Here is a 24,964-nt window from a genome sequence, read left to right as displayed (position 1 = left end):
CTCTGCCTGACGGGACTAGATTTGTTCGCCGAGCAGGATCCTCGCGTCCTTGGCCGCGACGATGAACGCCTGGCGTGCGACCCTTGGCGGCTTTTCGCCGCGGATAACAGCAAGGCAGGCTGCGATTGCAGCCAGTCGCGTCTTGGACGCTGGCGTCGGCCAGTCCTTCAGCAGCACTTCAGCCGCATCGGAGACAGACAAAACAACCCTGTCACGATCGATCCGACCGGGTTGAACGACAATTGGCTTTCTGAAACGTCTCGTGCGCACGATACTCTCCAAAGCGAGGAGTATGTTAGCCGCGTCTGATCTTGTTGGCCACCTCAAATGTTAATTGCGGGAAGGCGAGGTTCGGACAACGTCCGCAAAGGCTGTGAACGACCATGATCTATTTCACGGCCGACACACATTTCAGCGATCCCCGCATTCTGCGCATCGATCGCCGCCCGTTCGGCTCGCTGGCCGAACACGATCGAGCGCTGATTTCGCTCTGGAACGAAACCGTCAGCCCTGATGACGAGATCTGGCATCTCGGCGACTTTGCCAGGGGATCGGCCGAATTCGTTGCGTCGCTGCTGTCGTCTCTTCATGGCGAGAAGCATCTGATTGTCGGCAACAACGATGGCGCGGCGACCATAGAGGCTGCGGGTTGGGCCAGCACACAGCATTACAAGGAACTGACGATAGACGGCAGGTTGCTGATCCTTTGCCATTATCCTTTTCGCACCTGGAATCAGATCGGCAAGAAATCGATCAATCTGCATGGCCATTCCCACGGCAGGCTGAGCCCGGTCGCACGCCAGTACGACGCCGGCGTCGACAGCTGGGATTTCCGCCCGGTCACCCTTTCCGCCATCCTTGCAAGCCGACGGCGGCACCCCTCCACTTCGTCATCCCAGGGCGGAGCAAGGAGCGAAGCGACGCGCGCAGACCCTGGGATCCATTCCGTGACGTCAGCCGAAGAATGCAGCGGGTCAGAATAAAAGCGCTCCGTAGCGATCCTTCGCGCCCCCTCTGTCCTGCCGGACATCTCCCCCACGAGGGGGGAGATTGGCCTTCATCACTGATTTCGCCAACCACCAACCGTGCAAAAAAGGGACGCTGTCCGCGAAGCTGCCGATCTCCCCCCGTGTGGGGGAGATGTCCGGCAGGACAGAGGGGGCGCTGTCCCTCGGCGATCAAAGGTTCTGCACCGCAGCAGCGCTCCAAGGTACGGCATGGATCCCACGTTCGAAAAAGACGCAGCAGGCGGCGAGCCTGCCAAGCCGGGCTGAACGTTCTGCCATCTGCTGCGTTCTCCCGGGGCAGGGCGCGTAGCGACCGCAACATCGGCGCCCAATGGCCATAACGAGGAAGCACCGGAACGAGCGAGATGACCGAGCACAGAGGCACTCAGCCGAGCCAGCCAAAAGGCACCGTGATCGCATTCTCCGCGCCGGGCTGCGAGCCTCTCTACGCTCACGAGCGGGAAGCCATAGCTGCCGTCGCCCGCACCATTGCCACCCTCAAGGGGTTTGCCTTCCGGCAGGGTCTAGGCCACAGCAGCGGCAATGGCGGGCGCTTGTACTTCGTGCCGGACGACAGCTTGCTTGCCAGCGATGCGGCACGGCTGGGTATCAACGGGCCGCAAGACCTCTTCGGCGGCGTGGTGCCTTGGCGATTCGCGACCACCAAGGCGATAACCCACGAACTGGTCGACGACCTGGCCGAGCGACCGAAGGAATGGTCAACCGGCTTCGGCAGAACTGTCGCCGCCGCAGTATTGCCTGGCTACACCGTGTTTTCGCGGCACGATGCGCTGCGAGCAGCGCAACGCCTGCTGAGGCATGGGCTCGCCCGGCTCAAGCCACCGCTTGCCTCGCGAGGCCAGGACCAGCACATCGTTCGCACGGTCGCTGACGTCGAGAGACTGCTCGAGCGATACTGCTCCCCCGACTTGTACGAGTACGGTCTGGTGCTCGAAGCTGACCTTCGTGACGTCGTCACTTTGAGTGTTGGCAGAACCGAGATCGACGAAATCATGGTCGCCTACTACGGCACTCAAACGACGACGACCGATAACGCGGGACAATCCGTTTATGGCGGGTCGGACCTCATTGTCGTACGCGGCGGATGGGAAGCTCTCGAAGACCTAAGGCTTTCCCGCGCACTGGCTTCGGCAATTGCGCAGGCGAGGGCCTATGACGCGGCGATGGCTGAGTATCCTGGATTTTTCGCCTCGCGGCGCAACTACGATATCGGCCAGGGTGTCGATTCGTCGGGTATCTGGCGATCCGGTGTGCTCGAGGCCAGCTGGCGCATTGGCGGCAGCAGCACTGCCGAGCTTGCGGCAATAAAGATCATGAAGCAGGACCCGGACACCCAACTGGTGCGTGCGTCCGCAGTCAAGACGTTCGGCAGTGCCAGCCGGCTACCTGACAACGCCGACGTTCATTTTCAGGGAGAAGACCCCGATGAGGGTCCGATCACGCGCTATACCGTCGTCACCCATGCGACCCGGGAGCCGCCAAGGAAAGCGGCGGATCAAGACCCCAAAACGCTTAGGCCAGGGAACATCCGTGGGTAGCACGCGTTCAATAGCGGTATCTAGGGGAGCGGCCATGCCAACCATCTACAACAAACGACAGAATTCGGACGGCCTGTGGGAAGTCTATGACGACGAGAGCGAGGAAGCCGTCGTGGTTGACGGCATGCCGCTTTCCGGCCTCGATGAACTCGAAGCCAATGAGGCCATTCGAAAACTCAAGCGGGGTGAGGTGACTTCCGACAACATTCCGCCGACTGCCCAGTCTGGCTGGCCTCCGACCAAAGACGGCATATAATCAATGCAGGCGTCCTGCCCCGGCGCGAGCAGGTTGCAGGGGCGACGTTTCCAGTGCATTCTTGCTGTCGTCGATGACCACACAGTATCTTAACCACCAGTTGGAATGCCCTTATTGCTTGACGATAAGGCTGAGGATTCCGGCCGACGCCGGTCCTGACGACCGGATCTTTTGCGACGACTGTGGCGAATTCCTCGGGACCTGGGACGATCTGCTTACCGATTTTGAGAGGCAGGGCGGCCAGGATGGAGTGTTCCGTCTCGACAAGGGCCGTATCAAGCGGATCGATTGAGCCGATTGCTGGCGAAGCCATTTGCTCGCACCGCCGTCTCGCCAGCGTAAGCCTTGCAGCACCTGCGCGGCCTGAGGCGAAAAATTTCCAGCGGCTCGAATCATCAGGGAACTTGTTGCCGGCCGGCGGGGTTATCGGTCGCCTTCCCAGTTAGGGAGGCTAGCTCCAAACCTCAGCGGGAGACGACCATGGCAACTGCGAAAAAAGCTGCGAAAGCGACAACCAAGGGCCTTGAGGACCTGTTCCTCGACGGGCTGAAAGATCTTTACTACGCCGAAAAGAAAATACTGAGGGCGCTGCCGAAAATGGCCAAAAGCGCGGAGTCGGAAAAAGTGACTGCTGCCTTCGAAAAACATCGCATGGAGACGGAAGTTCACGTCGACCGGCTCGAGGAGGTGTTCGAGAAATTTGGCAAGGCGGCACGCGGCAAGACCTGCCCGGCGATCGACGGCATCATTGAAGAAGGCTCCGAGATCCTCGAAGACTATGACGGTGCTCCTGCGCTCGATGCCGGACTGGTCGCAGCGGCACAAGCCGTCGAACATTACGAGATCGCCCGGTACGGCACTCTTGTCGCCTGGGCGGAACAGATGGGAAAGGCCGATGTCGCCGCTCTTCTCAAGGCAACGCTCAAGGAAGAGGTCGCGACAGACGAAGCGCTGACCGGGTTGGGCGAGGGTGGTGTCAACCAACGTGCCCTCCAAGCCGCCGCCTGATTCCTGGTGGTGACAGGGCTTGCGGAGCCCAGGCGAAGATCGCCAGGCTCCGCTCGCAAGATGCACGTAGTGCCTTGCCGTCCGGGATTCTTGAACCGGCGTGGCCGACTGTCATTGCCAGGCTTGAATTAGCTTGAGCCGGAATCTTCAAGAAGACCAACGGGTTCAAAGACATTGCGCAGATGTCAGGTGAAAGAGCCCGTTATCGTTGGCGTTGGCGTTCGGCATGGCGTTGAGTGGCCGAGCGACCCGTTTAGCGAGCCCGGTCGCGGGTGATTGGAACATCTGCCGACCAACGCCGTTGATATGCTCGGCAGGCGAAAGGGGCTGCATATGTCAAAACTTCAGGCGGTGACTCCAGAGCATCTGCAGCGGCTCAAGCTCGAGGCGTCTGCTTATTTTGGTCCGAAAGTGCTCCACGAAGCATTGTTGCGTCTTTGCCAGGCTTGCGGACGCGATAGCCTTGACCGGTTCGAGAAGACCATGGTCGATAAGATCGAGGCAATGCGCGGTGAGAGGGCCGATTTCGAGACAATGAAGGAATTTGCCATCGAACAGCTTTACGCCTGCGTTCGCGAGGTCAGTAGTTCGCCTGACATGAAACAGCCGCTGGAGGGAGCAGAAGCCCGAAGGACGCCTGGTCGGTCGGAAGAGCCGAAGACCCTGGAAGACCAGTTGCAGGCCGGGCTTGAGGATTCTTTTCCCGCGAGCGACCCGCCGGCGGTGGTGTCAACAGCGATATCCGGCGGGGCGAAAAAGCTGGTCGGGACTGACGAAGTCCTGAAAAAGCAGCGGGAAGAGGCGGCCAAGAACAACGACCGGTCATAGACGGCCGCCCGCCCAATCCGAGATTTTCAGCACCTTATTTCGATGTCCGGAACGATCCAAACCTTCATGCATTTAGCTAGGTCTGCGTTCATCAACTCTTTCTTTGCTGGGAGCTGGACCATTGTCCTCCAGGGGCTACCCCTTGGCCAACCAGGAAACGGATGACGTTTCCATCGTTGACCTGATACCTGCCTTGCGAGCCTTCGCCCGCACCTTCTGCCGGGTTCCCGACGATGCCGACGACTTGGTCCAGGAGACATTGACCAAAGGGCTCGCCAACATCGACAAATTTGAGCCTGGAACGCGTATGAAGTCATGGCTCTTCACCATCATGCGCAATACCTATTATACGCGGATCAAGGCCGCCGACAGGGAAAAGCCGGGCCTGCTTGACTGCGCCTCCGCAATCCCGATTACGGAAGCGACGCAGGAGTGGTCCGTTCAGAGCAAGGAAGTCTCCAACGCGGTCCAGAGGTTGCCGGAGCATCAGCGCGAGGTCCTGATGCTGATCGGGGTCCTTGGCGTCAGCTATGAAGAAACTGCCGAAATATGCGGTTGCGCGGTTGGAACGGTAAAAAGCCGCCTTAACCGAGCGCGTGCCAGCGTGCTGGAATACCTCGGCGAAAGTTCCTTGCAGACATTGGTGGAACGACGCAATCACCTGTCAGCAGCACAGGGAAACTTCGCAGTCGACAGGCGCCGATAACTAGTCCTGTTTCTTTGCTTTGCATCGACGCTTCTCGACAAGCGCATTCTGCAATTGAACCGCAAGGTCGGTCAGCTGGTCGGGGACCTTTTCCTGCTCGATAGCAGTCAGCAGAGATGCAATCGTCCGGTCTATTGCCAGCCGGAGTTTCGGGCTGATGCTATCGTCGCTCGAGCGAGACATAGTGTTCTCTTAACGAATCAGTCCCTTCACCAGTGTGGTGACGGCAATCAGAGTTTGCAAGGATTCGCGCGGCCTCACAGTCAGCGCCGTCCCTTGCACAGCCCGTCCCTTGCACAGCCCGTCCCTTGCACAGCCCGTCCCTTGCACAGCATTGTATCGAAGCTGCCGGTCTCGTCGGGGAAGCCTATGCTTTCCCCTCGGGTCCTCCCGGCGCTGTTGCCGGGTGCGCTCGACATTTCGACTCTCGTGACCTCGACTGGCCACTGGTCATGATTGGCGTTTGCGGTTGCAGCAGTCAGTCTTGGGAGAGACGATCTGCGGCGTGATACTGATCGGAGTTGATCCGATTGCCATCGAGCCGGCGTTGCTCGGTGTGCTGCTTCCCAGGCTCTTCTGGACAAAGCAAAGCCGCGTTTCCTTGACCTTGTCCTTGGCCAAATCAGTCATCGCGCCGGCCGCCGGAGCCTTTATCTTGACGGCAGAGGTGATGTCTATCTTGCCGCCGGATGCCTTCTAGTCCTCCTTCGGATTGTCGGCACTCACAGGTGCCCTGTCTGTTTGGTGCGCGTGTCTCATTGACGCCCTCGTCTCTTTGACGCCCGAACAATCATTGCGCCGTAATGTTCCCTCGGATGCCACAAGAAGAAAGGCATTGCCGTCCCACAGCCGGAACGGCTTCGCGCCGTCAGCCACGACCTGCATGCCATGGGCTTCGGCGAGGCGGTGAACATCGGCACGATCCAGCGCCGTCGATCCGCGATAGGAGTAATTCAGAAGTGCTGCCACGCCTGACGGTTTCAGAACACGCGCAATTTCCTCGAAATACCGCTCCGCCAGGCCAGCCAGCACCAGGTAGGGGAAGCTGTCGACAGCCAGCACGCAATCGAAGCTTGCGGTGGTAAAATCGGCGAGATCGAGACCAAAGGTCGGCCGCAGATCCACATTGCGCAGCCCGGCACATCGCCGACGAGCGACCGAAATCATCTCCAGGGATATGTCGATGCCGACGATCCGGTGCGCGGCATCCGAGAGCGCGCTTTCGAAGCGGCCGATGCCACAACCAATGTCCAGTATGTCCTGGTCGGGGCCGGTGAAGCCTTGCCGCTGCAACCATGCGACGATCTCGTCGGTGGCGGCGGTGAGTTTCTCCTCGTCTCCCAGCGAAGACAGTTGAACGCTCGCCGCCTGGGAAATCGTCGCCGCGGCATCAAAGCCGGCGGCCAGCCGCCTGACGACCGCGGCGTCAGTTTCCCACTCATCGCGTTCGTGGCGGACGGCGGCACCTGTTTGGCGCAGCGTGGTGAAGATGTCAGGCCTGTGACGAAGCAGATCGGCGATCCGCTCCAGTCTGTCGCGTTTTCGCAGGTCGGCTGAACGCATCTCCAGCGCCACATCGGCCAATTCTGCGGCATCGACCCCGGTCTCGAAGCGCAGCGCCAGTCTGGCAATGATGGCGTCGACGCAGGCGCCGTCGGCCATGCACTCCTCGATCAGCATTTTTGCGGTCGATGCCGCCTGGGGCGATGGCTTTCGTCCGGTGGCGCTCATCGAGCCATGCTCCGCGTCCAGACCTTTCGCATTGTCCATTGGTCGACGGCCCCCCAGCCATACTTGTAGCTCTCCTGGCCGCGCAGAAAATCGAACTCCCGCGCCCCTTCACGAGCCGCTTCGGCAATCGCGTGACCGATCAGGATTGCGCCGGGACTTTCCTCGGCATAGGCCGGATCAAAACCGCCAAGGTAGGCGTAGGCGCGGTGGCGATGATGAAATCCGTAATAGGCGCCGACGACCGCATCGTCGATGGCAACAAGCCAGCATCGGAGAAGACCCTGTGCGGCAAGCATGGGAAGCGCCTGCCGATGGAATTCTTCTGCAGCCGGATCGGCCAGGACGCCGTCGCCGCGCCCGGCCCAACGCGCGCCGTGAAGGCGGATCAGGTGATCGAAAAACGCTTTGAGATCGGCCTGCGCCGGTATGATGGAGACGCAGCCGCGCCGGCGTGCGGCGTTGTGCGCGCGGCGCAACTGGCGTCTTCGCCGCGCCGGAATGCAGACCGCGAGCGCATCGTCGCCAGCGATCGGCAGCACGGGACAAGCGGCGTGGTCGACGGGTTGATCCGCCTCCAGCGCAGGGTGCGCGATAGTGAGACCGGCAGCACCGGCCGGCAGGTCCGGTAAGATCCATTGCGACCAATTGATCGCCAGAACCCGGTCGGCGATGACGGCGGCGACAGCCGCTTCGATGCCGGGGCAACACAGGACATCCAGGTAGTCGCTCAACGAAATCCCAACCGGAAGCAGTCTCGACCCGCAAGTTGCGTGTTCCAGGTAAAGCGGTGCCAATCCCACCAGATCGTCGCCTCGCCAGACGGCGATCGTCGCCAGCTCTCCGGGCGCGAATGCGCGCCACCACGGCACCAGCCAGGCGGGGCTTTGGAACGGCGTCGCTGTCCGGCTGTGCGCCCACAGCTCCCGCCAGCGCGGCGCCAGCGCCTCAAAGGCGGCCGGATCGTCGATGATCTCGGAGCGGAGCATGAAAGCCGCTCACTGCACCGCCGCCAGGCGCCTGCGGCCGGCACCAAGTCCTGCCAGCGCCTGGTAGGCGTCCATGTAAGACGAAATCATTTGGTCGAGCGAAAAGCGCCGCCGCGCCTCGGCCCGGCATGTCTCGGCATTCAGGCCGGAGGCTGCGACGATGGCCTCCGCCATCTCATGGATGTCGTTGACCAGAAAGCCCGTCTTGCCGTGTTCGACCACATCCGGCAGCGCACCGTTTGGAAAGGCGACGACCGGCGTGCCGCAGGCGAGAGCCTCCATCGCGACAAGCGAGCTGGTTTCCGCGGCAAGGCTGGGAATGACCAGGCAACGGGCGGCGTTGAGAAAGTGCCGCTTCGCGACGAAGCCGAGCGGACCAAGGAAGCGGCGGCGCTGGTCGAGGCGCGGCTGGACTTCGTCACGAAAGTACAGCGTGTGCGTTTCGTAAGGGTAGACCTTGCCGCCGATGATCAGCCGCACGCCAGCCTGTTTGGCCGCGTCCAGTGCCAGGTGGATGCCCTTTTCCGGGCAAATGCGGCTGAGCACCAGCGCGAAGTTGCGCTTGAACTGCCGACCGCTCAGGGCATCGATATCCACGCCGTTTGGAATGGGTGCCAGCAGCCTGGCACCCGGCGGCGCGGTCCTCTGTTGGGCCATTGAGACGGCGTGAAGCCATAGATCGTCGCGGACCGTGCGCAAGGCATCGGCGGGATACCAGTCGAGCGGCAGGTGCAGGCTTACCAGGGTCGGGCCATCATCAGGCAGATAGCCATCAAAATCGATGCCGTGCAGATGAACCACGTCGATCGGCCAACGGGCGCGTGCGACTTCTATCGCGGTGCGGTGAGAGCGCTGTGCCCGTTTCTTCGCCGCATCGTCGAGCACACCTGGTTCAGCAGGCGTCTCGATGAGCACGCCCGCCGCTTTCGAGCCCTGGCAACCGATCACGATGGAAGCGTGTCCCGCGCGCACGAGTGCCTGGTCGAGCATCGACAGCACCTGCTCGGCACCGCCAACCGCATCCGGGCCGACTGGCGCGAGAGGGTAGGCGACGTTCAGGACGGTGAGGGTCATGGCCGGTCGAGCCCAAGCTCCTCATGCGCAGCGGCCGCGGCGTGAAGCCAAACCGCCGGCTCGAAGCCGAGCGGCAGCGCCTCGTAATAAAGCCTGCCGCTGTTCGGCAGGGCCAGGAAATCATAGGCAGGCGCCACCCGGAAACGTTCGATGCGCGCCGTGAACGGCGCCAGCGTCCGTTGCTGTGTCCGGTGGCAGGCCAGCATGCACTGCTTCCGTTCGAAAGCCGCTTCCGTAAGGTGCAATTCGATGCGCTCGCTGCCGGAATGACTGTTGAAATCCTGAAGGACCGCACCCTCAAGCCCGGCCGAATAGAACGCCATTTCGACGATGGCCGGTGCCTGGCGTCCGTCGCGGCGCAGCAAATGGCAGGCCGCATGGACGGCAAAGGCGGTCGCGTCATGATCGGGGTGACCACCTTCATAAGGATGCGTGCAGACGAAGCTGACATCGCGCTCGGCCAAAAGGCCGGTCAGTTCCCGTGCGAGCGAGCCAAGGTTTCCGGCGGCCTGCTTGTCGGGATAACCGAGGCTGATCAGGGCCGTCGACGGCAATCCCGCTGCCGCCAGCGCCGCCTCCAACTCCCGATGGCGGGCCCCGGCATAGTCCTGCCACGTCTCGAAGCCGTATGCTCGCGCATCTTCAAGGTCTCGCGGCGCGCCATCGGTGACATGAACGATGCGAGATCCGCGCAAGCCGGCAAGATGCCCGCCGATGCCGATGGTCTCGTCGTCCGGATGCGCGACAACGATCATGATTTCAGCACCGTCAGAGCCGCGCGGAGCAGCACCTAGCAACAAGGCCGCGAATTCGGCAAGCGGTCCGGACCTGTCAGCTGCGTGTTGCATGACACACTCATGCTGCCGAAGCCCGCACCGCGCTGACCGGCGAGGCAGCCATGGCGGGAGCGTAGCGGCGGGTCATCGTCGCGCAAAACTCCGCAAATTCCTCCGGTACCAGCGGCGGACTGGTGTGATGCGGCATCACTCCGCGGTGCTCCGGCGTGAAGCAGAAGGTGATGGTCACGTCGAAATCGGCAAGTGCTTCCATCTGCCGGTCGTACCAATCCAGCGCATTCGGCCTGAAACTGTCGGCCCACGAAAGCCCGGTGCGCAGATTGGTGACGCCCAGCCGTTTCATCCAGGCGACGGCGTCGTCCAGCCGGGGATCTTCAAAGTGGAACCATTGCACCAGCCCCATCCCGGGTGCGTAACGCAGGAATTCTTCGAGCGCGGGTTTCGGCGTGCCATCTTCGCGGAGCAGGCCCATGTAGAAGTGGCGATAGTAGGAGGAGCCTTCGGCCTCGCGATGACGCGTCGTTGCCCCCCATTCGCGCGGAAGATCGTAGAGGCTGTACCATTGCACGCGCGAGGCATTGCCGAGCAGCAGTTCGGCGCTCCGACGCAAACCCCAGAGCTGCACCTCCTCCGCCCCGAAGCTCGACACGCCAACTTCGCTGACCCATACGGGAAGATCGGTAACGGTCGAAATCTCGCCGATCTTCTGCGGCCATTCCTGAATCTGCCAGAGATTCCAGTCGAGTGGGAAACCATGCACACCGACGGCATCGACATGATCGAGCACCCCGTATTGCTTCATGAGCGCCATGAAATCGGCATCGATCGGCGAAATGCCGCCCAGTATCCTGGTCACGGCCGGGTTTGCCGATGCGATCGCATCGGCGGCCAGTATTGCCATGTTGGCGAAGCGGCTCCAGTCGGGGTCGAGTTCGGGATCCCAATGGGATTTGTTGTTCGGCTCGTTCCAGATCATCGCGGCTTCAATCATGAAGTGGTCCTTTCGACGGGTAGACGGCGCCGCCGCAGGCCGGCTCACCGGCGGCGCGGCAGAAATAAACCTCTTGCTCCGGGTGCAGCACGATCTCGAAGCCGGCGCTGCGCAGCATCGCCTCTGTGCAGGCGCGATTGGGAATCCACCAGTTGGTCGGGTCGTCGGCATAGCGATGCTCGACGAAATGCAGCTTCGGAAACTCCGGCCGGTCGAACAGATCGTGGGTCCAGAAAGGATAATTCTCATCGAGTGCAGGCAGTTCGATGCTGCCGCGCTGCATGGACTGGAAGATCATCAGGTCGCCGGCAACGTGCTCCCGGATCAGATCGAGAGCGAGCAGCGGGTGGCGCAGGTGATAAAGCACGCCCATGAACAGGACGATGTCGAATTTCTCCCGCAGGGCGCCAACGTCGTAGACCGAAAGCTGCTGGAATTCGATGTCGCAGTCAGCGATTTCGGCGGCGAAGCGCGCCTGCGCCAGATAGGCTTCATCGAAGTCGATGCCGAGGACGCGGCCGGCGCCGCGTCGCTTCATTTCGATCGAGTAGAAGCCGGCGTTGCAGCCTATGTCGAGCACGGCCTTGCCGGACAGATCGGCAGGAATGGCATCGGCGAACTTGCGCCATTTGATCAGCGGATAATTGCCGAGGAAATGGTCGGGGGCGGTTTCGACGCCCGCCAGTTCCATGTTGTGGAACCACGGGCCAAGGGCATCGATGCGGCGGCGGATTTCGGCGTTCGAATGCAGCATGGCTAGCCTCCTTCGCCTGGATGGCTTGGTATCTGCGCTTGCCCCGGCAGCACGAACATGAGGTTTTTCGTGTCCTCCAACGTAGTGTCGTTGTTCTCGAGCAGCCGAAGTGCGGTGCGGTAGCCGTTGAACGTGCCGACGTCGACATAGGCGGTGCCTGCCTTGACGCCGCAAGCCTCACCGCCGGCCGCCAGATAGGCGTTGATAAGGGTGCCGACATATTCGTCGCTTTGATCCCGCTCGCGCCAAAGCGCGGCAAGCTGGTGAAATATGCGGCCCGGCATCTTGAACGCCCCCCAGATCCAGTTCGATGCAGCGCCGTGTTGCTTGACCTGGATCTCCTTCACCCGGTCATCCCCGTCGAGAACGACGGCATCGAAGAGTTCCGGGTGATCCACCGGGAAGAGCAAAAACGACAGCCGGTCGTCCGGCAGGCGGCAAAAGCCATCTTCCGGAAACCAGATCGTGTCGGGCAGGCCGACCAGAACCGTCTCGTCCGGCGCGACCAGCGGCGCGGCGCGGAAGATCGCGTCGCAAAGACCGACGGGGTTGGGCTGCACGACAAACAATGCGGCGGCGTCGCCGTAGCCGGCGGCGTAGTATTCGAGAATGTCTGATTTTCCCGATCCGATGACGAAGCAGATCTTGTCGACACCGTTGCGCACCATGCGACGCACCAGATACTCGCTCACCGCGCAAGGACGCTCGGTCTGGCCGTCGATGCGGCTGCCGACCGGCAGGAGCTCCTTTGAGAAGCCGAGCGGTTGAATGCGGCTGCCGCGGCCGGCGGCGGGCACGATGCCCAACATCAGATTGCTTCCTTCAACGGCTCGCCCGCCGCCAAGCCCTGTCCCAAGCCCGGCAATGAATCGGACAGGAGGCGGTCCAGTTCCCTGGCGCGCTGCGCAGAGGTGTGTTCGTCCAACACCCGCTCGCGCGCCCGGCGCCGGATGGCGTCGACTTCGCTGTCAGGCAAGCCGACTGCCGCGACCACGTCGTCGGTGCTGTCCGCCAGGATGATCTCGCTGCCGGGCTGGAAAAAACTGCTCAGCCCGGGCCAGGTGTCGCTCACGATCGCCGCGCCGCAGGCTGCCGCCTCGAACAGCCTGCCCGAAGGACACCAGCCCCTCTTGGCCATCGCCTCGCGCGTCACGTTCAGCGTCAGGCGCGATGAGCAGAAGAAGGCCGGATGATCCGCAGGCGGAAGGTGCCTGACAAAGAAGATGTTTTCGCCCCACGGAAATTCATGCGGATATTGGGCGCCGCCGATGACGAAACGGCGGTCCGGCAGGCGCGCTGCCGTGCGGACCAGCAGCTTTTCGACGCCGGCCTGGCGATCGGCCGCATACGTTCCGAGATAGGACAAATCCCCGGCGAATTCAGCCCGGGGCTGGGCCGGCCGGTGTCGGTCGGGATCGACATGGCCGTAGAGAGGCAAGACACGGCGGGCGCCCAGCAGCGTTTTCAGCGCATCGATTGCGGTTCCCCCCGTATAACTGAGGGCGAGGTCGAAATCGTGAAGGCCATCGGGCCCGTAATAGGCCGGTCGTAGACCTTGTTCTATCCGGGCGAGCGTGACGGGGGTGTCGAGATCGTAGAAAACCTTCAGCCCGCGACAGGCCTGCTGCGCCAGGCGCGATGCCTCCACGGCGTCGGGGCAATAGGACGTGACGATGACGACGTCGGATTCCCCGATAGCCTGTTCCGCGACATGGCGAATGTCCTCCCACTCCGGATAGAGAACGACATTGCCGCCATCGAGATGGTCAAGATCGCGTGCGCCGGCATAGTACGGGGTATTGCGTTCGAAAAAGCTGACCGACCAGCCCAGGCGACCGAGCGCACGGATCAGCCCGCGCCACAGCGTCGCGTGTCCGTTTCCCCACGAGGAGGTGACGGTGAGACCGAAAATGACCATACGCATCCGGCAGTCCTCGTCAGGCGGCTTCGTTCAGTCGGATCAGCTTGGAGCCCCAGTCACCGGACACGACCGTGGTGATCGAAGCGGGGTCGATATCGAAGCGAAAACAGTCTCCCAGCGGCAAGCCGAGCACCTTGCAGACGGCGGCTTTGATCACGTCGGCATGGCTGACCAGTGCCACGGACTGGTTCTGGTAGCGTTTGCGAAGCTGCTGCATCAGCGAGACGACACGTTGCTGGACGTCCAGCATTGTCTCGCCGCCGGGCGTCCTCGCCTGCTGGCGTTGACTGTTCCACGTCAGCCAGTCGGCGTCCTGGCTCAACTCTTCGAAGGTCTTGCCCGACCACGCGCCGAAGTCGATCTCATCGAGTTCCTGGCGGATTGTAATCTTCTCGCGATTGCAGGCGATTGCGATCGGTTTTGCGGTTTCCAGTGTTCGTTCGCGCGGACTGCAACAGATGGCCGCCAGCGGCCGCGGCGCCATGTGGCTGGCAAGGCGCGAGGCTTGTGCCCTGCCGGTTTCGCCGAGGCAAACTCCAGCCATGCGTCCGGCAAGATAGTCGCCGACATTGTCGTGCGCCGCATGGCGGATCAAGAAAAACGTCGTCGTCATTCCGCGGCATCAAGCATCGGCTCGTCCCTCCCGGCGATGAAAGACAGCGTGCGCAGGCGTGCCTCGGCATCGGTGAACTGCTCGGGCGGCGACTTCATGAAATAGCTGCAAGGGCCGGTCAGCGCCCCCGCGATGCCGCGGTCAAGCGCCAGTTTGGCGCAACGGACAGCGTCGATAACGACCCCGGCCGAGTTGGGCGAATCCCATACTTCCAGTTTGAGTTCTGCATTCAGCGGCACGCCACCGAACGTCGTGCCTTCCACGCGGATGTAGGCCCATTTTCGATCGGTAAGCCAAGGCACATGGTCGCTGGGGCCGACATGGATGTTGCCGGCCTCCAGGGGAACGTCGAACTGGCTGGCTACGGATTGCGTCTTGGAGATTTTCTTCGATTCCAGCCGCTCGCGCTCCAGCATGTTGAGGAAATCGGTGTTGCCGCCGAAATTCAGCTGATAGGTGCGGTCGATGCGGACGCCGCGCTCGCGGAACAGATTGGCGAGCAAGCGGTGGACGATCGTCGCGCCGACCTGGCTTTTGATATCGTCGCCGACCAGCGGCAGACCGCGCTGCTCAAAGCGCCGGCGCCATTCCGGCCGCGATGCGATAAAGACCGGTATGCAGTTGACGAAGGCGCAGCCGGCCTCGAGCGCGCACTCTGCATAAAAACGCGTGGCTTCTTCCGAGCCGACCGGCAGATATGAGACCAGTACGTCGGCGCCGCTTTCCCGAAGCAGCGCGCTGACATTCGCGACCGGTTCTTCTGCCTCCTCGATCTCATCGCGCAGATATTTGCCGATGCCGTCAAGTGTCGGCCCGCGCTCGACGCGAACGCCGGTTGCCGCAACATCGGCAAAGCGGAAGGTATTGTTGGGCGCATTGTAAATGGCTTCCGCCACATCGCGCCCGACTTTGCCCTTGGCGACGTCAAAAGCACAAACCACCTCGATGTCGCCGACATGATAGCCGCCGAGATCAGCATGCATCAGGCCCGGTATCGGCTCATTGCCGCTGGCGTCCCGATAGTATGAGAGGCCCTGGACAAGGGAAGACGCGCAATTGCCGACGCCGGCTATTCCAATCCGTACCTTTTTCGATCCCACGAAACCGCCGCCATCGCTGTTGAAGGTAAGTTCCTCGCGCCGAACTGTCAGCTGCCGGGAATGTTCCTTGCGACCTGGAAAAATCACGAACTTCTATTCGGATCAAAGCTGCGCGCTGGTTTGGGCTGCCTGAGCCGATCCACGCCTCAGCGCCGCAAGCCTCAGTCGAGCCTGCGCAGCATATCCGCTTCTTTTTCCAGGATGGTGGCCACTTCCTCGAGCTCGAGGTGCGTCATCATCAGGCTCACACAGCATTCGAGGTAGGTGATCGAGGCACGTTTCAGAAAGGCAGCCGTCTCCCTTTCGGCCATTTGCTCGATGTCCTTGGCGGATCGTTTTCGATGCATGGGTCCGTCCTCCACGCCGATATCTTCGCCCAACGGCGAGCTCGACCGGATGTTCCCATAATGAGAAAAAGTGAAAGCGCCTGTTGGCAGGGTCACCGTCTCACCATGATCATGCCCGCGGGCGGCAGCTCTCCCTGACCTCAGGCCGGCAGGTTTTGCAGTCGGCCTGAAGCGGACCTCACGCTTGTCGCAATTGGGGAAATTTGATCCTCGTTGCGGCTGGCTTCGAGCTGCGTAAAATAGCTGATCGTTTGCATCAGGCCTTGCTTGAGCGGCACCTTTGGCGACCAGTCTAGAAGGGCTTTTGCACGGGAAATGTCCGGTTGCCGCCGGCGAGGGTCGTCTTGCGGCAGTGGGAGGAATTTGAAGACCGAGTTGCTATGGGTCAAATCTCTCACCAATCCGGCCAGTTGGAGAACGGTGAATTCCCCAGGATTGCCCAAATTGACCGGTTGGCTCGGATTGGGATCGACATCCATGAGGCGGACCAGACCCTCGACCAGATCGGAGACGTAGCAGAACGACCTGGTCTGCAGCCCGTCGCCGAAAATCGTCAGCGGTCTCTTCTCGAGCGCCTGCATCACCAGGTTCGAGACGATCCGGCCGTCGGTAGGATCCATCCGCGGACCATAGGTGTTGAAGATGCGCGCGACCCGGATGTCGGCCGTTTCGGTTCTCAAATAGTCGAAGCACAAGGTTTCGGCGGTTCGCTTGCCCTCGTCATAGCAGGCACGAGGACCGGTGCAGTTCACGTGACCCACATAGTCTTCCGTTTGCGGGTGCTGTTCCGGGTCGCCATACACTTCGCTTGTCGATGCCTGCAGGAGGCGCGCATTGTTTCGGGCGGCAAGCTCAAGCAGATTGAGGGTTCCGATCACGCAGGTCCGCGTGGTGTGAATCGGGTCAGCCTGGTAGCGCGGCGGCGATGCGGCGCACGCCAGGTTGAAAATGCGGTCGACCGGCTCAGCAAGGTCCAATGGTCGGCAAATATCCTGCTCGATCAGCCGGAAACGAGGACTGTCCAGCATCGAGACGATGTTTTCCATCCGACCGGTAAGAAAATTGTCGACACAGATCACACGGCACCCGGCCTGAAGCAGTGTCTCGCAAAGATGCGAACCGAGGAAACCCGCGCCGCCGGCGACAAGCGCCGTTCTGGTCCGTTGTGTCCTTCTTGATTGCCGCATCTCTATTTTCTCCTGTCTGCCAGTCATGCTGCACTTTCGATGTTCAGATCGAGCGCTGGACGTGCCGATCTTGGCCGCGCCAGCAACGAAACGAATTCGCGGGCTCTCGCGGCGCTTGTATGTGCCGCCAGGATCGTTGCACGCGCTCGCTTGGCCAAAGCAAGCCTGACGCGGTCGGATTGGCTGGACAGGATATCGATCACGTCTTCGGCTTGGCCCGCCGTGTTGATCGTGGCTGTCGGAAAGAAGCTGTCCAGACCGGTCCAGCGATCGCTGATGATCGCTGTGCCACAGGCAGCCGCCTCGAAGAGGCGTACGCTGGGAGACCACCCAGCCGCTATCATGGAGCTGCGCGTGACGTTCAACGTATAGCGCTGGCGGCTGTAGAACGAGGCGTGGTCCGCCGGCGGCAGGTGCTCGATGCGATCGACGTTGCTTGGCCAGACGGTCTCGGACGGGAATTGCGAGCCGGCCACGACGAAGCGACGGTCCGGCATGCGTCTTGCCGGTTCGAGCAGGAGAGCATCCAGCGTCGCCTGCCGGTCCGAGCTGTAAGTGCCGAGATAGCCAAGGTCCCAGCAGATCGGGTCGGCCGTTCGGCGATGCCGCTCCGGGTCGACGGAGCAGTAGAGCGGCTCGGCGCACCGTGCACCGAAGTCCGCCGCCAATCGGGCGAGTGTTGGCCCGCCGGTGAACGAGAAATAGACGTCGAAATACGGGATCTGCCGCCGGCATAGGTAGTCGCAATCATCCGCGGCGAACTTGGCCAGCGTGACCGGCGTGTCGATGTCGTAGAAGCAGAACTGGCCCGTGCACAGCGACGCGACGATGTCGATGACGGCTCGCCCCTCCGGAACGAACGACCCGACCACTACGACATCGGCCTGTTGCAGACAGCCGGCATAGGTCCGACGAAGATCGTTCGTCGTTTCGTAGTAGCGCAACGTGCAGAAATCCGGGTCGCGCAGATCGCGATGGTTCGCATACCACGGCACGTCGCGCTCCAGGAAGGTGACGCGATGGCCGAGCTCGTGCAGGCCCTTCAGCAACCCCCTAAAGGTCGTGGCATGGCCGTTTCCCCATGAAGAGGACAACGACAGGCCAAGAAAGACGATGTCGAGCCGCTGGGTCATTCCGCTGCCTCCACGGTGGGGCGCTCGAAATGACGCCTGAAGACAGCGTCGGCGACAGTGGCCCTTAACGCATAGGTATGCTCGGCGAGAACACGCCGAAGCGCAGATGCGCCGATCGCCCTTGCCCGCTGGGGGGTGAGGGTGCGCAAAATCTCAGTGACATCATTACCATCGCGCGCCACCAGGATCTCTTCCCCGGGGGCCAGGAACAATTCGACGCCGAGCCAGGCATCGGTGATGAGGCATGCGCCGGCACCGGCAGCCTCGAAGACGCGCGTGGCAGGCGAAAAGCCGTTGGCGGCCATGCTGTCGCGGCTGATGTTCAGCACCGCCTTGGGGGTGACGTTGAACGCATTGTGGTCCCGCGTCCCGACGTGGCCGAGCCATGCGACATTTGCCGGCAGCTGCTTGTCACCCCAACCAGATCCGCCGAGCAGGAAACGCTGATCGCCCGAACGGTTGGCCGGATCGAGGAAGAAGGCTTCGACGCGTGCTTCACGGTCCGGCAGGCGGTTGCCGAGAAAGGCGAGGTCGCAGGCGAAACGCTTGTCCTTCGCGACCGGATGGTGCGTTTCGGGATCGAGCGCGTTGTAGATCGGCACGCATTCGGCAGCGCCCAGCGCACGATAGGCCCAGACGACCGGATCGCCACCGCCATAGGTGAGGACAAGGTCGATCTCCCGCAACGCGCGGTGCAGGGGGTGATCCGGCTCGTCGCGCAATTGGCCCAGAGTGGCCGGTGCGTCGACATCCCAGAACACTGTCAGCGCATCCGTCCGGGCGTGGTCGAGTACGGCGCGCAGCAGCGCCTCGTCTTCGAAGCCGACTCCGCTGGCCTTGACGACGATATCAGCTTCGCCTGCGCTTGCTGCCACCTGCATCAGCGCATGCGGGGTCGCCTCGTAGATGACGACGTTGCACCAGTCCGGTGCCTCGATATCGCGGTTCTTCTGCCGGTCGTAGACGTCCGGTTCATAGAAGGTGATCTCGTAGCCGAGCTGAGAAAGAGCCTTCAGCAATCCGCGGTAATAAGTCGCCGCGCCGTTCCAATAGGACGACAGCAGGCTCGATCCATAAAATGCAATCTTCATGCGACTGTCTCCTCTATGGCGATGCGATCGATGGCCTGGCGGTTGCCGCATTCGGCGAGCACGTCGAACAACTCGTCCGCCCGGTGGCGGCAAGTGTGTCGCCTCCCGATGGTTTCGAGGCCCGATTTCACCAGAGAGGCGGCCAGGTCGGCATCGTCCAGCACGTCGCGAAGATGACGGCACATCTCGGACCCGTCGCGCGCGAAAAGAAAGTCGATACCTGGCCTGAAGAGTTGTTCGACATCGGCCCAAGGCGCCGACACGAGCGGGATGCCACAGGCGAGCGCCTCGAACATGCGGATCGTCGGGATGCCGGGCAGGTTCTCCCGATACGGGCGCCGCGGGATGTGGACGGTAACGCGGTGGGCCGCGAATGCCTTGGGCACGTCGGCATTGGCAATCCAGCCTTCGTATTCCAGGCCGGCGGCGGCAAGATCGGCGAGCGCTTCGCGTGGATAGCGCACGCCATGAACAGTGCCACGCAGGCGAAGTTCTTCCACCGGATCGATCAGGAATTCCTTGATTTCGGCACTGCGCTCGTCATCGCCCCAGTTGCCGATCCAGATCAGATCGGCAGTCGGGTCGATCTCCGGGTGAGGCTTGAACAGGCGCTCATCTGCCGCCTCGTGCCAGGTGAAGGCACGTTTGCCCCAGCCGGCGCGAAGATAGCTTTCCCGCAACGCCTCGCCGAAGGCGAGCACGCCGTCATAATGCTCCAGCCGCAGAGCCGAGATCGCCTGCGTCGCCGAGACGGCGCGATGGTGGGTGTCATGGAACAGAAGCGTGAAACCGCCTCCATTCGCCCTGGCCCTGCCGATGCGCGCGACAAGGTCCGGGTCGGTCCATTCGTGGACGATCACCACATCGGCGTCGGCAATCCAGCCTTCATGGTCGAAGGACGCGTCGTAGGTCACCGACATCAGCTCCGGAAAATCTTTTCTGAAGCGCTCGACCGCGTAGGGCCCTTTCTCTGCCAGCAGGTTCGAACGGCTCCAGCCGTCTGCTGGCTCCAGCGCGATCGCCTGGTGCCCGCGTGCAACAAGCTCCCGCATGATGCCGCGCAGAAAATGTGCGTTGCCGTGGTTCCAGTCGGAAACGGCCGAATGGGTATAGAACAGGAACCGCATTGTCAGCGTTCCGCAACGGCCAGGGCGGCCCGATCGTAGATGTCGTGCATGGCCGCCGCTTGCCTTGCTGGTGAAAACCTGCGGGCTCGGCGTGCGGCGGCTTCGCCGAGCCGGTGCCTGTGTTGGGCGTCGTCAGAGAGACAATCGACACACCTGGCGAGATCGCGTGGATCACGGACGTCGTAGAACATGGCCGCGCCGTTCCACAATTCGCGATAGGTCGGGATGTCGGCAAGCACCAGGGGTGTTGCTGATGTGGCTGCCTCCAGTGCGGCAAGGCCAAAGGGTTCGTAGACGGACGGCGATACGAAGATGCCGGCCCGCGCCATCAAGCGACGCACCTCGTCGTGGCAGACCGAGCCCAGAGCAACGACATTGCTGAAATTGACACGTTGGCCATCGCCGCCCTCGAGCGGCCCGGCAGCAAAGACCGGCCATTTCGTCAGCGCTGCTGCCTGGTCCAGCGTAGCTGCGTTCTTTCCTTCGTCCCACCAGCGCGCGGCGGCGAGAACCAGTGGTTCGCGTCGCTCTGCCTTTGGACCCGGCCGTGTGCCGTTGCTGACAACGCTCAGGCGGGCGATCGGCCCGTAGCAGGCCTCGAGCATGTCGGCATGGCTGCGGCTGGGCGCGATTACCGCATTGGCCCCATCGAAACCGCGTCTGTTGCGGTCCTTCTGCCAGGCCCATTCGCCGTCCGCAGCCCGCCCCCTGACGGCGTGGAGCCAGGTCACGACGCATGAGTGCGAGACCGCCACGACCGGGCAGGGCAGATCAAGTCCCACGGCCTGCGTCGGCGCGTTGAGATGGACAAGGTCGATCGCGTAATCGCCAACGAGCGCGCGCAGTTCCTGCGGCAACAATTCCAGATCGTCCTCATTGCGGGTCATCCAGTCCGGCGGTGTCTTGAGCCACGCCAGGCCGGCGAAAGCCTGCGCCTCCTTCGCCTGCTCCTCCGACGGTTCCGGGCCCAGCCCGGCGAGCACGATGCTGTCGCCGCCATGAGCCAACTCCCGCGCCAGATCGAGCGCGTAGCGCCAGACGCCGCCGACGGCATCGACGGTCATCAGGATTCGCCGCGGGCGGCGGATCAGTGACTGCAACATGTCGCCTCCAACTCGGCCAGCGCGCGGGGGCGCTTCTCCTGGATATCGCTGAACGTCCGGAACGAGGCCAGATAATGCTCGTGGGCGCGCTCCCAGGCGAGATCGTCGGGCTCGCCCCAAAGCTCGCGATAGCTGGGCGAACTGGGGTAGGGATAGAGCGGCACCGGCTCGTTGGCCCACACGCCGCGGTCAATGAGGTGCTTGCGCCAATGATCGACCAGAGCCGGATCGTCCTCGACGACGCCGATCAGATTGGCTTGGACGAACGGGACGTGACGTCGTGCATTGACCAGCAAGGCGGCCAGTTCCTCGGTGCCCAGCCGGCAACGCTTTGCCAGCATGGCCCGGCCTTCCACCGTCAGGCTTTCGAGGCCGGCTTCGATCGAAACGCAGCCGGCGGCACCCAGCAGTTCGAGGAGCTCAGGCTTCCAAAGATCGATGCGGGTCTGCACGCCGAACTTGACGTCGCGATCGACCAGTGCCTCCAGCAGCGCCTTCTGCGGCAGGAAGATCTCGTCGATAAAATAGATGTATCCGACGCCTTGCCCGATGAGCCGATCGATTTCAGCGGTGATCGCATCGTGGTTCCTGCGGCGGTAGGCGTCGCGGAAATCGATCTTGGCGCAGAAGCTGCAATTGTAGGGGCAGCCGCGAGACGCCTCGACCTCCGCTCCGAAACCAACCTGATCGTCGTCGAACCGGTGGTGATGGTGCAAATGCGCGGCTATCCAATCGGACGGCCAGCTGAGCGGCGGATGATCGACAAACGAACTGGCGTGAACGCCGCCGCTGCCGACAAGTTTCCCCTCGTCGAGGTGGGCGGTGTGTGGCACGGCGCTCCAATCGTCACCGCGGGCGAGTTCGGCGACGACCTCTTCGCATTCGCCGCGCACGACGACATCGACGCCCAGCTTGCGCAGCGTCGGCGCCGGCGTCGCCGAGCCGTGCGGCCCGACAGCCACTGTGCGGCCGCCCCGCCGGGCGAGGCGGTTGAGGAAGTCGGCTGGTACACGCAGCTCGGGCGGCGCGCAGCGCCAAAACAAATAGGTCGGCGCCGTGCTGACGACGGTCATGGCCGGTGCGAAAGCGGCGACGCGATCGGCAAGTGTCGCGTTGTCGAGCTTCTGGATTTGCCCGTCCAGCATCAGCACCTGATGGCCGTCGGCCTCCAGCGAGGCTTTCGAGTAGCCCAGTTCCAGCGGCAGATGTGGCTGGCGGCAGCCGAAATAGATGCTGTCCTCGTAGGTCCAGAACGGATTGACCAGGGCGACTTTCATGCCACGTACCTCGCTGGTTCAGGCTCGAGGCGATGACGCCGGAGCCAGTCGGCGAGATCGCGGACGCCGTCGCGCCAGCAGACATGCGCTTTCCAGTCGAGCGTCGCTTCTAACTTGCGGGTATCGGCGACAAAGAAAGGTTGGTCGCCGGTGCGTTCCCGGTCGTAGCGGATCGCGAGGTTCCGCCCGGTCAGCTCGCCGAGCTCCTCGATCAGCATGCGCAGGCTGACGGCGTTGCCCGGTCCGCCACCGAGATTGAATGCCTGGCCCTTGATGTCGTCGATCCGGGCAAGTACCCCGCGATAGGCCGCAACGGCGTCGCTGACATGAAGGATATCGCGCACCTGCTTGCCGTTGCCGTAGATCGTGATCGGCCGGCCGGAAAGCGCGCTGAGCAGAAAATGGGCGACCCAGCCCTGGTCCTCCGTGCCGAACTGGCGCGGCCCGTAGATGCAGCTCATGCGCAGGACCGCGGTCGGCAGATTGTACGACTTGGCATAATCGAGCACATATTGGTCGGCCGCGCCTTTGGAGCAGCCATAGGGCGTGCAGAAATCCAGGCCGCAGGCCTCGTCTATGCCGTTGGCGCGGATGCCGGCATCGCAGGGCACGCACCGATCGTCCTCTTCGCGCACTGTGACGTCGGGCAGGCCGCCATAGACCTTGTTGGTGCTGGCGAAGATCACGGGAATGCGTCTGCCGCTAAGGCGAGCCGCTTCCAGGACGTTGAAGGTTCCGCGAAGATTGATGTCGAAATCTTCGCTTGGCTGGACGAGGCTCGTGGTGACGGCGGTCTGCGCGGCGAGATGAAATATCGCCCTGGCATGCGCCAAAAGCGGCGCCAGCACGTCTGCGTCCCGGACATCGGTGGTTTCCACGGCAAGTTGATTGCCGTGCTTCTGCGCCAGCCAGGCCAGGTTCTGATCGACGCCCGGGCGGCTGAGATTGTCGACGACCAGCACTGGCACCCCATCCGACAACAGACTATCGGCGAGGTTCGAGCCGATGAAGCCGCTGCCGCCGACGATTGCCACCGGCGCTTCACGAAAACCGTCCGGCCTCATGACACCAGTCCTCGCTCTTCGAGTTCCCGTTTCATGTCGGCGCCGCGGTCGATGGCGACCGTGTTGCGCACCCATGCGACGAACTCGTCGAGTGAATCCTCCAGCCGGTGCAGGGGCTCGAAACCGAGCAGTTCGCGCGCCTTCGAAATATCGGCGAAGCAATTGCGGATATCGCCGGCGCGCGCCTTGCCGAGAATTTCAGGCCGATGGTCCGGCACACCCATAGCGTCGGCGAGCAGCCGGGCGACCTCGCTGATCGCATAGGCCCGTCCGCTGCCGATGTTGATGACGTGGCCGCGCGCCTGGCGTTGTTCCAGCGCCAGGCGGAACGCGCGGGCGACGTCACGCACATGCACGAAATCGCGTTTCTGCTCGCCATCTTCGAAAATCATCGGCCGCTGGCCGTTGGCGAGGCGTGAAGCGAAATTCGCCAGAACGCCGGTGTAAGGATTTGACAGCGCCTGTCCGGCGCCGAACACGTTGAACAGGCGCAGCGCCACCGCATCGACGCCATAGGCATCGCCGAAGATCAGCACGGCGCGCTCCTGAGCATATTTCGTCAGCGCATAGATCGAGGCGAGGTCGACCGGCTTTTCCTCGTCTGTCGGCAGCGGCGACAGGCTTTCATCCGCCGCCGACAGCGGATTCCATTGGCCGCTCTTGACGTCGCTGGCCTGCCGCCGTGCATTGTCGACGCGCCGGCCGCCTGGCGTGGCATAGAGACCCTCGCCGTAGACGCTCATCGACGAAGCGACGACGATCCTCTCGACCGGATGCTTGATCAGTGCCTCGAGCAGGGTGGCGGTGCCGAGGTCGTTGGCGCCGACATAGCGGGCGATCTCGTACATGGACTGGCCGACGCCGACCTCGGCGGCGAGATGGACGGTGGCGTCGACGCCCTGCAGCGCCTCGGCGACGGCGGCGCGATCGCGAACGTCGCCTTTGATCAGTTCGGCTCCTGCCGGCAGGCTGATCGCCTCGCTGCCGTGCACCTGTTCCAGCAGCGCATCGAGAATGCAGACAGAGTAACCATGTTCAATGAGTTCCTGGACGACGTGGCGGCCGATGAAACCGCACCCTCCTGTAACCAGTATGCGTTTCACGACAACTCCTTACGCAGTTGGCCTTGGCGCCCCGAACTGTTTGGCAAAAGGTTTGTTCCCTCTGCTTCAACAAAGATGGTTTTGGCGAGGCTGCAACCTGAGGTGAACGCATGGCGAACGAGCCTTGGGCGATGCGCTGGAACATTGCAGCTTCTTTGGCGTTAGGGGCGGTCATCCGGTCCGTGGGCGGCCCGTGGGCGC

28 protein-coding genes are annotated in these 24,964 nt (G+C 62.5%); 8 read left to right on the top strand and 20 right to left on the bottom strand.

The features are described from left to right. Window positions 1-15: 15 nt before the first annotated feature. The gene (locus tag AC0L17_RS19015; RefSeq protein ID WP_091590175.1) at window positions 16-270 is read right to left on the bottom strand and encodes a DUF982 domain-containing protein; all 255 of its coding nucleotides are present in this window, start codon (window positions 268-270) and stop codon (window positions 16-18) included. Between the two features lie 113 nt (window positions 271-383). On the opposite strand from AC0L17_RS19015, the gene AC0L17_RS19010 reads away from it, so the two are divergent. From AC0L17_RS19010 to AC0L17_RS18975, 8 genes are all read left to right on the top strand, one after another. Beyond that, window positions 384-983 carry a metallophosphoesterase family protein gene (locus tag AC0L17_RS19010; RefSeq protein ID WP_473516958.1) on the top strand — a complete coding sequence of 200 codons (600 nt, stop codon included), beginning with the start codon at window positions 384-386 and terminating at the stop codon, window positions 981-983. A gap of 389 nt (window positions 984-1,372) precedes the next feature. Continuing rightward, entirely contained in the window at window positions 1,373-2,566 is a 1,194-nt protein-coding gene (locus AC0L17_RS19005; protein WP_473516957.1) for a DUF3182 family protein, read from the top strand. Between the two features lie 34 nt (window positions 2,567-2,600). Further along, window positions 2,601-2,822 carry a hypothetical protein gene (locus AC0L17_RS19000; RefSeq protein WP_023799490.1) on the top strand — a complete coding sequence of 74 codons (222 nt, stop codon included), beginning with the start codon at window positions 2,601-2,603 and terminating at the stop codon, window positions 2,820-2,822. A 118-nt stretch (window positions 2,823-2,940) separates the two neighbouring features. Then, window positions 2,941-3,114, top strand: coding sequence for a hypothetical protein (locus AC0L17_RS18995; RefSeq protein ID WP_245268652.1), 174 nt, complete (start codon window positions 2,941-2,943; stop codon window positions 3,112-3,114). A 188-nt stretch (window positions 3,115-3,302) separates the two neighbouring features. Next, window positions 3,303-3,830 (top strand): YciE/YciF ferroxidase family protein, encoded by a 528-nt coding sequence (locus AC0L17_RS18990; protein WP_023799488.1) that lies wholly within the window; start codon window positions 3,303-3,305, stop codon window positions 3,828-3,830. Window positions 3,831-4,106: 276 nt separating this feature from the next. Then, window positions 4,107-4,658 carry a hypothetical protein gene (locus AC0L17_RS18985; protein WP_287179628.1) on the top strand — a complete coding sequence of 184 codons (552 nt, stop codon included), beginning with the start codon at window positions 4,107-4,109 and terminating at the stop codon, window positions 4,656-4,658. 142 nt (window positions 4,659-4,800) lie between these two features. Further along, on the top strand, window positions 4,801-5,364 hold the full coding sequence (locus AC0L17_RS18980) for a sigma-70 family RNA polymerase sigma factor (RefSeq protein ID WP_091590187.1): 564 nt from the start codon (window positions 4,801-4,803) through the stop codon (window positions 5,362-5,364). A gap of 484 nt (window positions 5,365-5,848) precedes the next feature. Then, the gene (locus AC0L17_RS18975; protein ID WP_473516956.1) at window positions 5,849-6,064 is read left to right on the top strand and encodes a hypothetical protein; all 216 of its coding nucleotides are present in this window, start codon (window positions 5,849-5,851) and stop codon (window positions 6,062-6,064) included. On the opposite strand, the gene AC0L17_RS18970 is transcribed toward AC0L17_RS18975, so the two are convergent. The 19 genes from AC0L17_RS18970 to AC0L17_RS18880 all read right to left on the bottom strand — a co-directional run bounded on the left by AC0L17_RS18970 (window position 6,061) and on the right by AC0L17_RS18880 (window position 24,763). Continuing rightward, entirely contained in the window at window positions 6,061-7,095 is a 1,035-nt protein-coding gene (locus AC0L17_RS18970) for a class I SAM-dependent DNA methyltransferase (RefSeq protein ID WP_473516955.1), read from the bottom strand. The genes AC0L17_RS18975 and AC0L17_RS18970 overlap by 4 nt on opposite strands. Further along, complete coding sequence (locus AC0L17_RS18965) at window positions 7,092-8,081, bottom strand: GNAT family N-acetyltransferase (RefSeq protein WP_473516954.1); 990 nt, start codon at window positions 8,079-8,081, stop codon at window positions 7,092-7,094. The genes AC0L17_RS18970 and AC0L17_RS18965 overlap by 4 nt, the downstream gene beginning before the upstream one ends. Window positions 8,082-8,090: 9 nt before the next feature. Continuing rightward, window positions 8,091-9,071, bottom strand: a complete 981-nt coding sequence (locus tag AC0L17_RS18960; protein ID WP_473517013.1) for a glycosyltransferase — start codon at window positions 9,069-9,071, stop codon at window positions 8,091-8,093. An 80-nt stretch (window positions 9,072-9,151) separates the two neighbouring features. Then, window positions 9,152-10,003, bottom strand: a complete 852-nt coding sequence (locus AC0L17_RS18955; protein ID WP_473516953.1) for a PIG-L deacetylase family protein — start codon at window positions 10,001-10,003, stop codon at window positions 9,152-9,154. Window positions 10,004-10,010: 7 nt separating this feature from the next. Next, on the bottom strand, window positions 10,011-10,943 hold the full coding sequence (locus tag AC0L17_RS18950; RefSeq protein WP_473516952.1) for a glycoside hydrolase 5 family protein: 933 nt from the start codon (window positions 10,941-10,943) through the stop codon (window positions 10,011-10,013). Next, a complete protein-coding gene (locus AC0L17_RS18945) occupies window positions 10,936-11,697 on the bottom strand; it encodes a TIGR04290 family methyltransferase (protein ID WP_027153515.1) in 762 nt (253 codons plus the stop codon). Before AC0L17_RS18945 ends, AC0L17_RS18950 begins: the two co-directional genes overlap by 8 nt. A gap of 2 nt (window positions 11,698-11,699) precedes the next feature. Then, the gene (locus tag AC0L17_RS18940; RefSeq protein WP_473516951.1) at window positions 11,700-12,506 is read right to left on the bottom strand and encodes a sugar phosphate nucleotidyltransferase; all 807 of its coding nucleotides are present in this window, start codon (window positions 12,504-12,506) and stop codon (window positions 11,700-11,702) included. Further along, window positions 12,506-13,621 carry a CgeB family protein gene (locus AC0L17_RS18935; protein ID WP_091590198.1) on the bottom strand — a complete coding sequence of 372 codons (1,116 nt, stop codon included), beginning with the start codon at window positions 13,619-13,621 and terminating at the stop codon, window positions 12,506-12,508. The genes AC0L17_RS18940 and AC0L17_RS18935 overlap by 1 nt, the downstream gene beginning before the upstream one ends. Before the next feature lie 13 nt (window positions 13,622-13,634). Next, entirely contained in the window at window positions 13,635-14,231 is a 597-nt protein-coding gene (locus AC0L17_RS18930; RefSeq protein ID WP_287066490.1) for a histidine phosphatase family protein, read from the bottom strand. Further along, the gene (locus AC0L17_RS18925) at window positions 14,228-15,331 is read right to left on the bottom strand and encodes an inositol-3-phosphate synthase (protein ID WP_091590805.1); all 1,104 of its coding nucleotides are present in this window, start codon (window positions 15,329-15,331) and stop codon (window positions 14,228-14,230) included. Before AC0L17_RS18925 ends, AC0L17_RS18930 begins: the two co-directional genes overlap by 4 nt. A 161-nt stretch (window positions 15,332-15,492) precedes the next feature. Then, window positions 15,493-15,711 carry a hypothetical protein gene (locus tag AC0L17_RS18920; RefSeq protein ID WP_287345930.1) on the bottom strand — a complete coding sequence of 73 codons (219 nt, stop codon included), beginning with the start codon at window positions 15,709-15,711 and terminating at the stop codon, window positions 15,493-15,495. 107 nt (window positions 15,712-15,818) lie between these two features. Beyond that, window positions 15,819-16,865: a UDP-glucuronic acid decarboxylase family protein gene (locus AC0L17_RS18915; protein ID WP_473516950.1), complete on the bottom strand. Its 1,047-nt coding sequence runs from the start codon at window positions 16,863-16,865 to the stop codon at window positions 15,819-15,821. Window positions 16,866-16,888: 23 nt separating this feature from the next. Continuing rightward, the gene (locus AC0L17_RS18910; protein ID WP_023801261.1) at window positions 16,889-17,998 is read right to left on the bottom strand and encodes a CgeB family protein; all 1,110 of its coding nucleotides are present in this window, start codon (window positions 17,996-17,998) and stop codon (window positions 16,889-16,891) included. Continuing rightward, the gene (locus AC0L17_RS18905; RefSeq protein ID WP_473516949.1) at window positions 17,995-19,089 is read right to left on the bottom strand and encodes a CgeB family protein; all 1,095 of its coding nucleotides are present in this window, start codon (window positions 19,087-19,089) and stop codon (window positions 17,995-17,997) included. The genes AC0L17_RS18910 and AC0L17_RS18905 overlap by 4 nt, the downstream gene beginning before the upstream one ends. Next, window positions 19,086-20,216: a CgeB family protein gene (locus AC0L17_RS18900; protein ID WP_473516948.1), complete on the bottom strand. Its 1,131-nt coding sequence runs from the start codon at window positions 20,214-20,216 to the stop codon at window positions 19,086-19,088. Before AC0L17_RS18900 ends, AC0L17_RS18905 begins: the two co-directional genes overlap by 4 nt. Window positions 20,217-20,218: 2 nt before the next feature. After that, window positions 20,219-21,319: a glycosyltransferase family 4 protein gene (locus AC0L17_RS18895; RefSeq protein ID WP_473516947.1), complete on the bottom strand. Its 1,101-nt coding sequence runs from the start codon at window positions 21,317-21,319 to the stop codon at window positions 20,219-20,221. Further along, a complete protein-coding gene (locus tag AC0L17_RS18890) occupies window positions 21,304-22,596 on the bottom strand; it encodes a TIGR04295 family B12-binding domain-containing radical SAM protein (RefSeq protein WP_473516946.1) in 1,293 nt (430 codons plus the stop codon). Before AC0L17_RS18890 ends, AC0L17_RS18895 begins: the two co-directional genes overlap by 16 nt. Further along, window positions 22,593-23,660 (bottom strand): NAD-dependent epimerase/dehydratase family protein, encoded by a 1,068-nt coding sequence (locus tag AC0L17_RS18885; protein ID WP_473516945.1) that lies wholly within the window; start codon window positions 23,658-23,660, stop codon window positions 22,593-22,595. Before AC0L17_RS18885 ends, AC0L17_RS18890 begins: the two co-directional genes overlap by 4 nt. Continuing rightward, window positions 23,657-24,763, bottom strand: a complete 1,107-nt coding sequence (locus AC0L17_RS18880) for an NAD-dependent epimerase/dehydratase family protein (RefSeq protein ID WP_473516944.1) — start codon at window positions 24,761-24,763, stop codon at window positions 23,657-23,659. Before AC0L17_RS18880 ends, AC0L17_RS18885 begins: the two co-directional genes overlap by 4 nt. Between the last annotated feature and the right edge of the window lie 201 nt (window positions 24,764-24,964).

Source organism: Mesorhizobium sp. WSM4829 (assembly GCF_055811475.1).
This window is presented reverse-complemented; position numbering and strand designations above follow the sequence as displayed.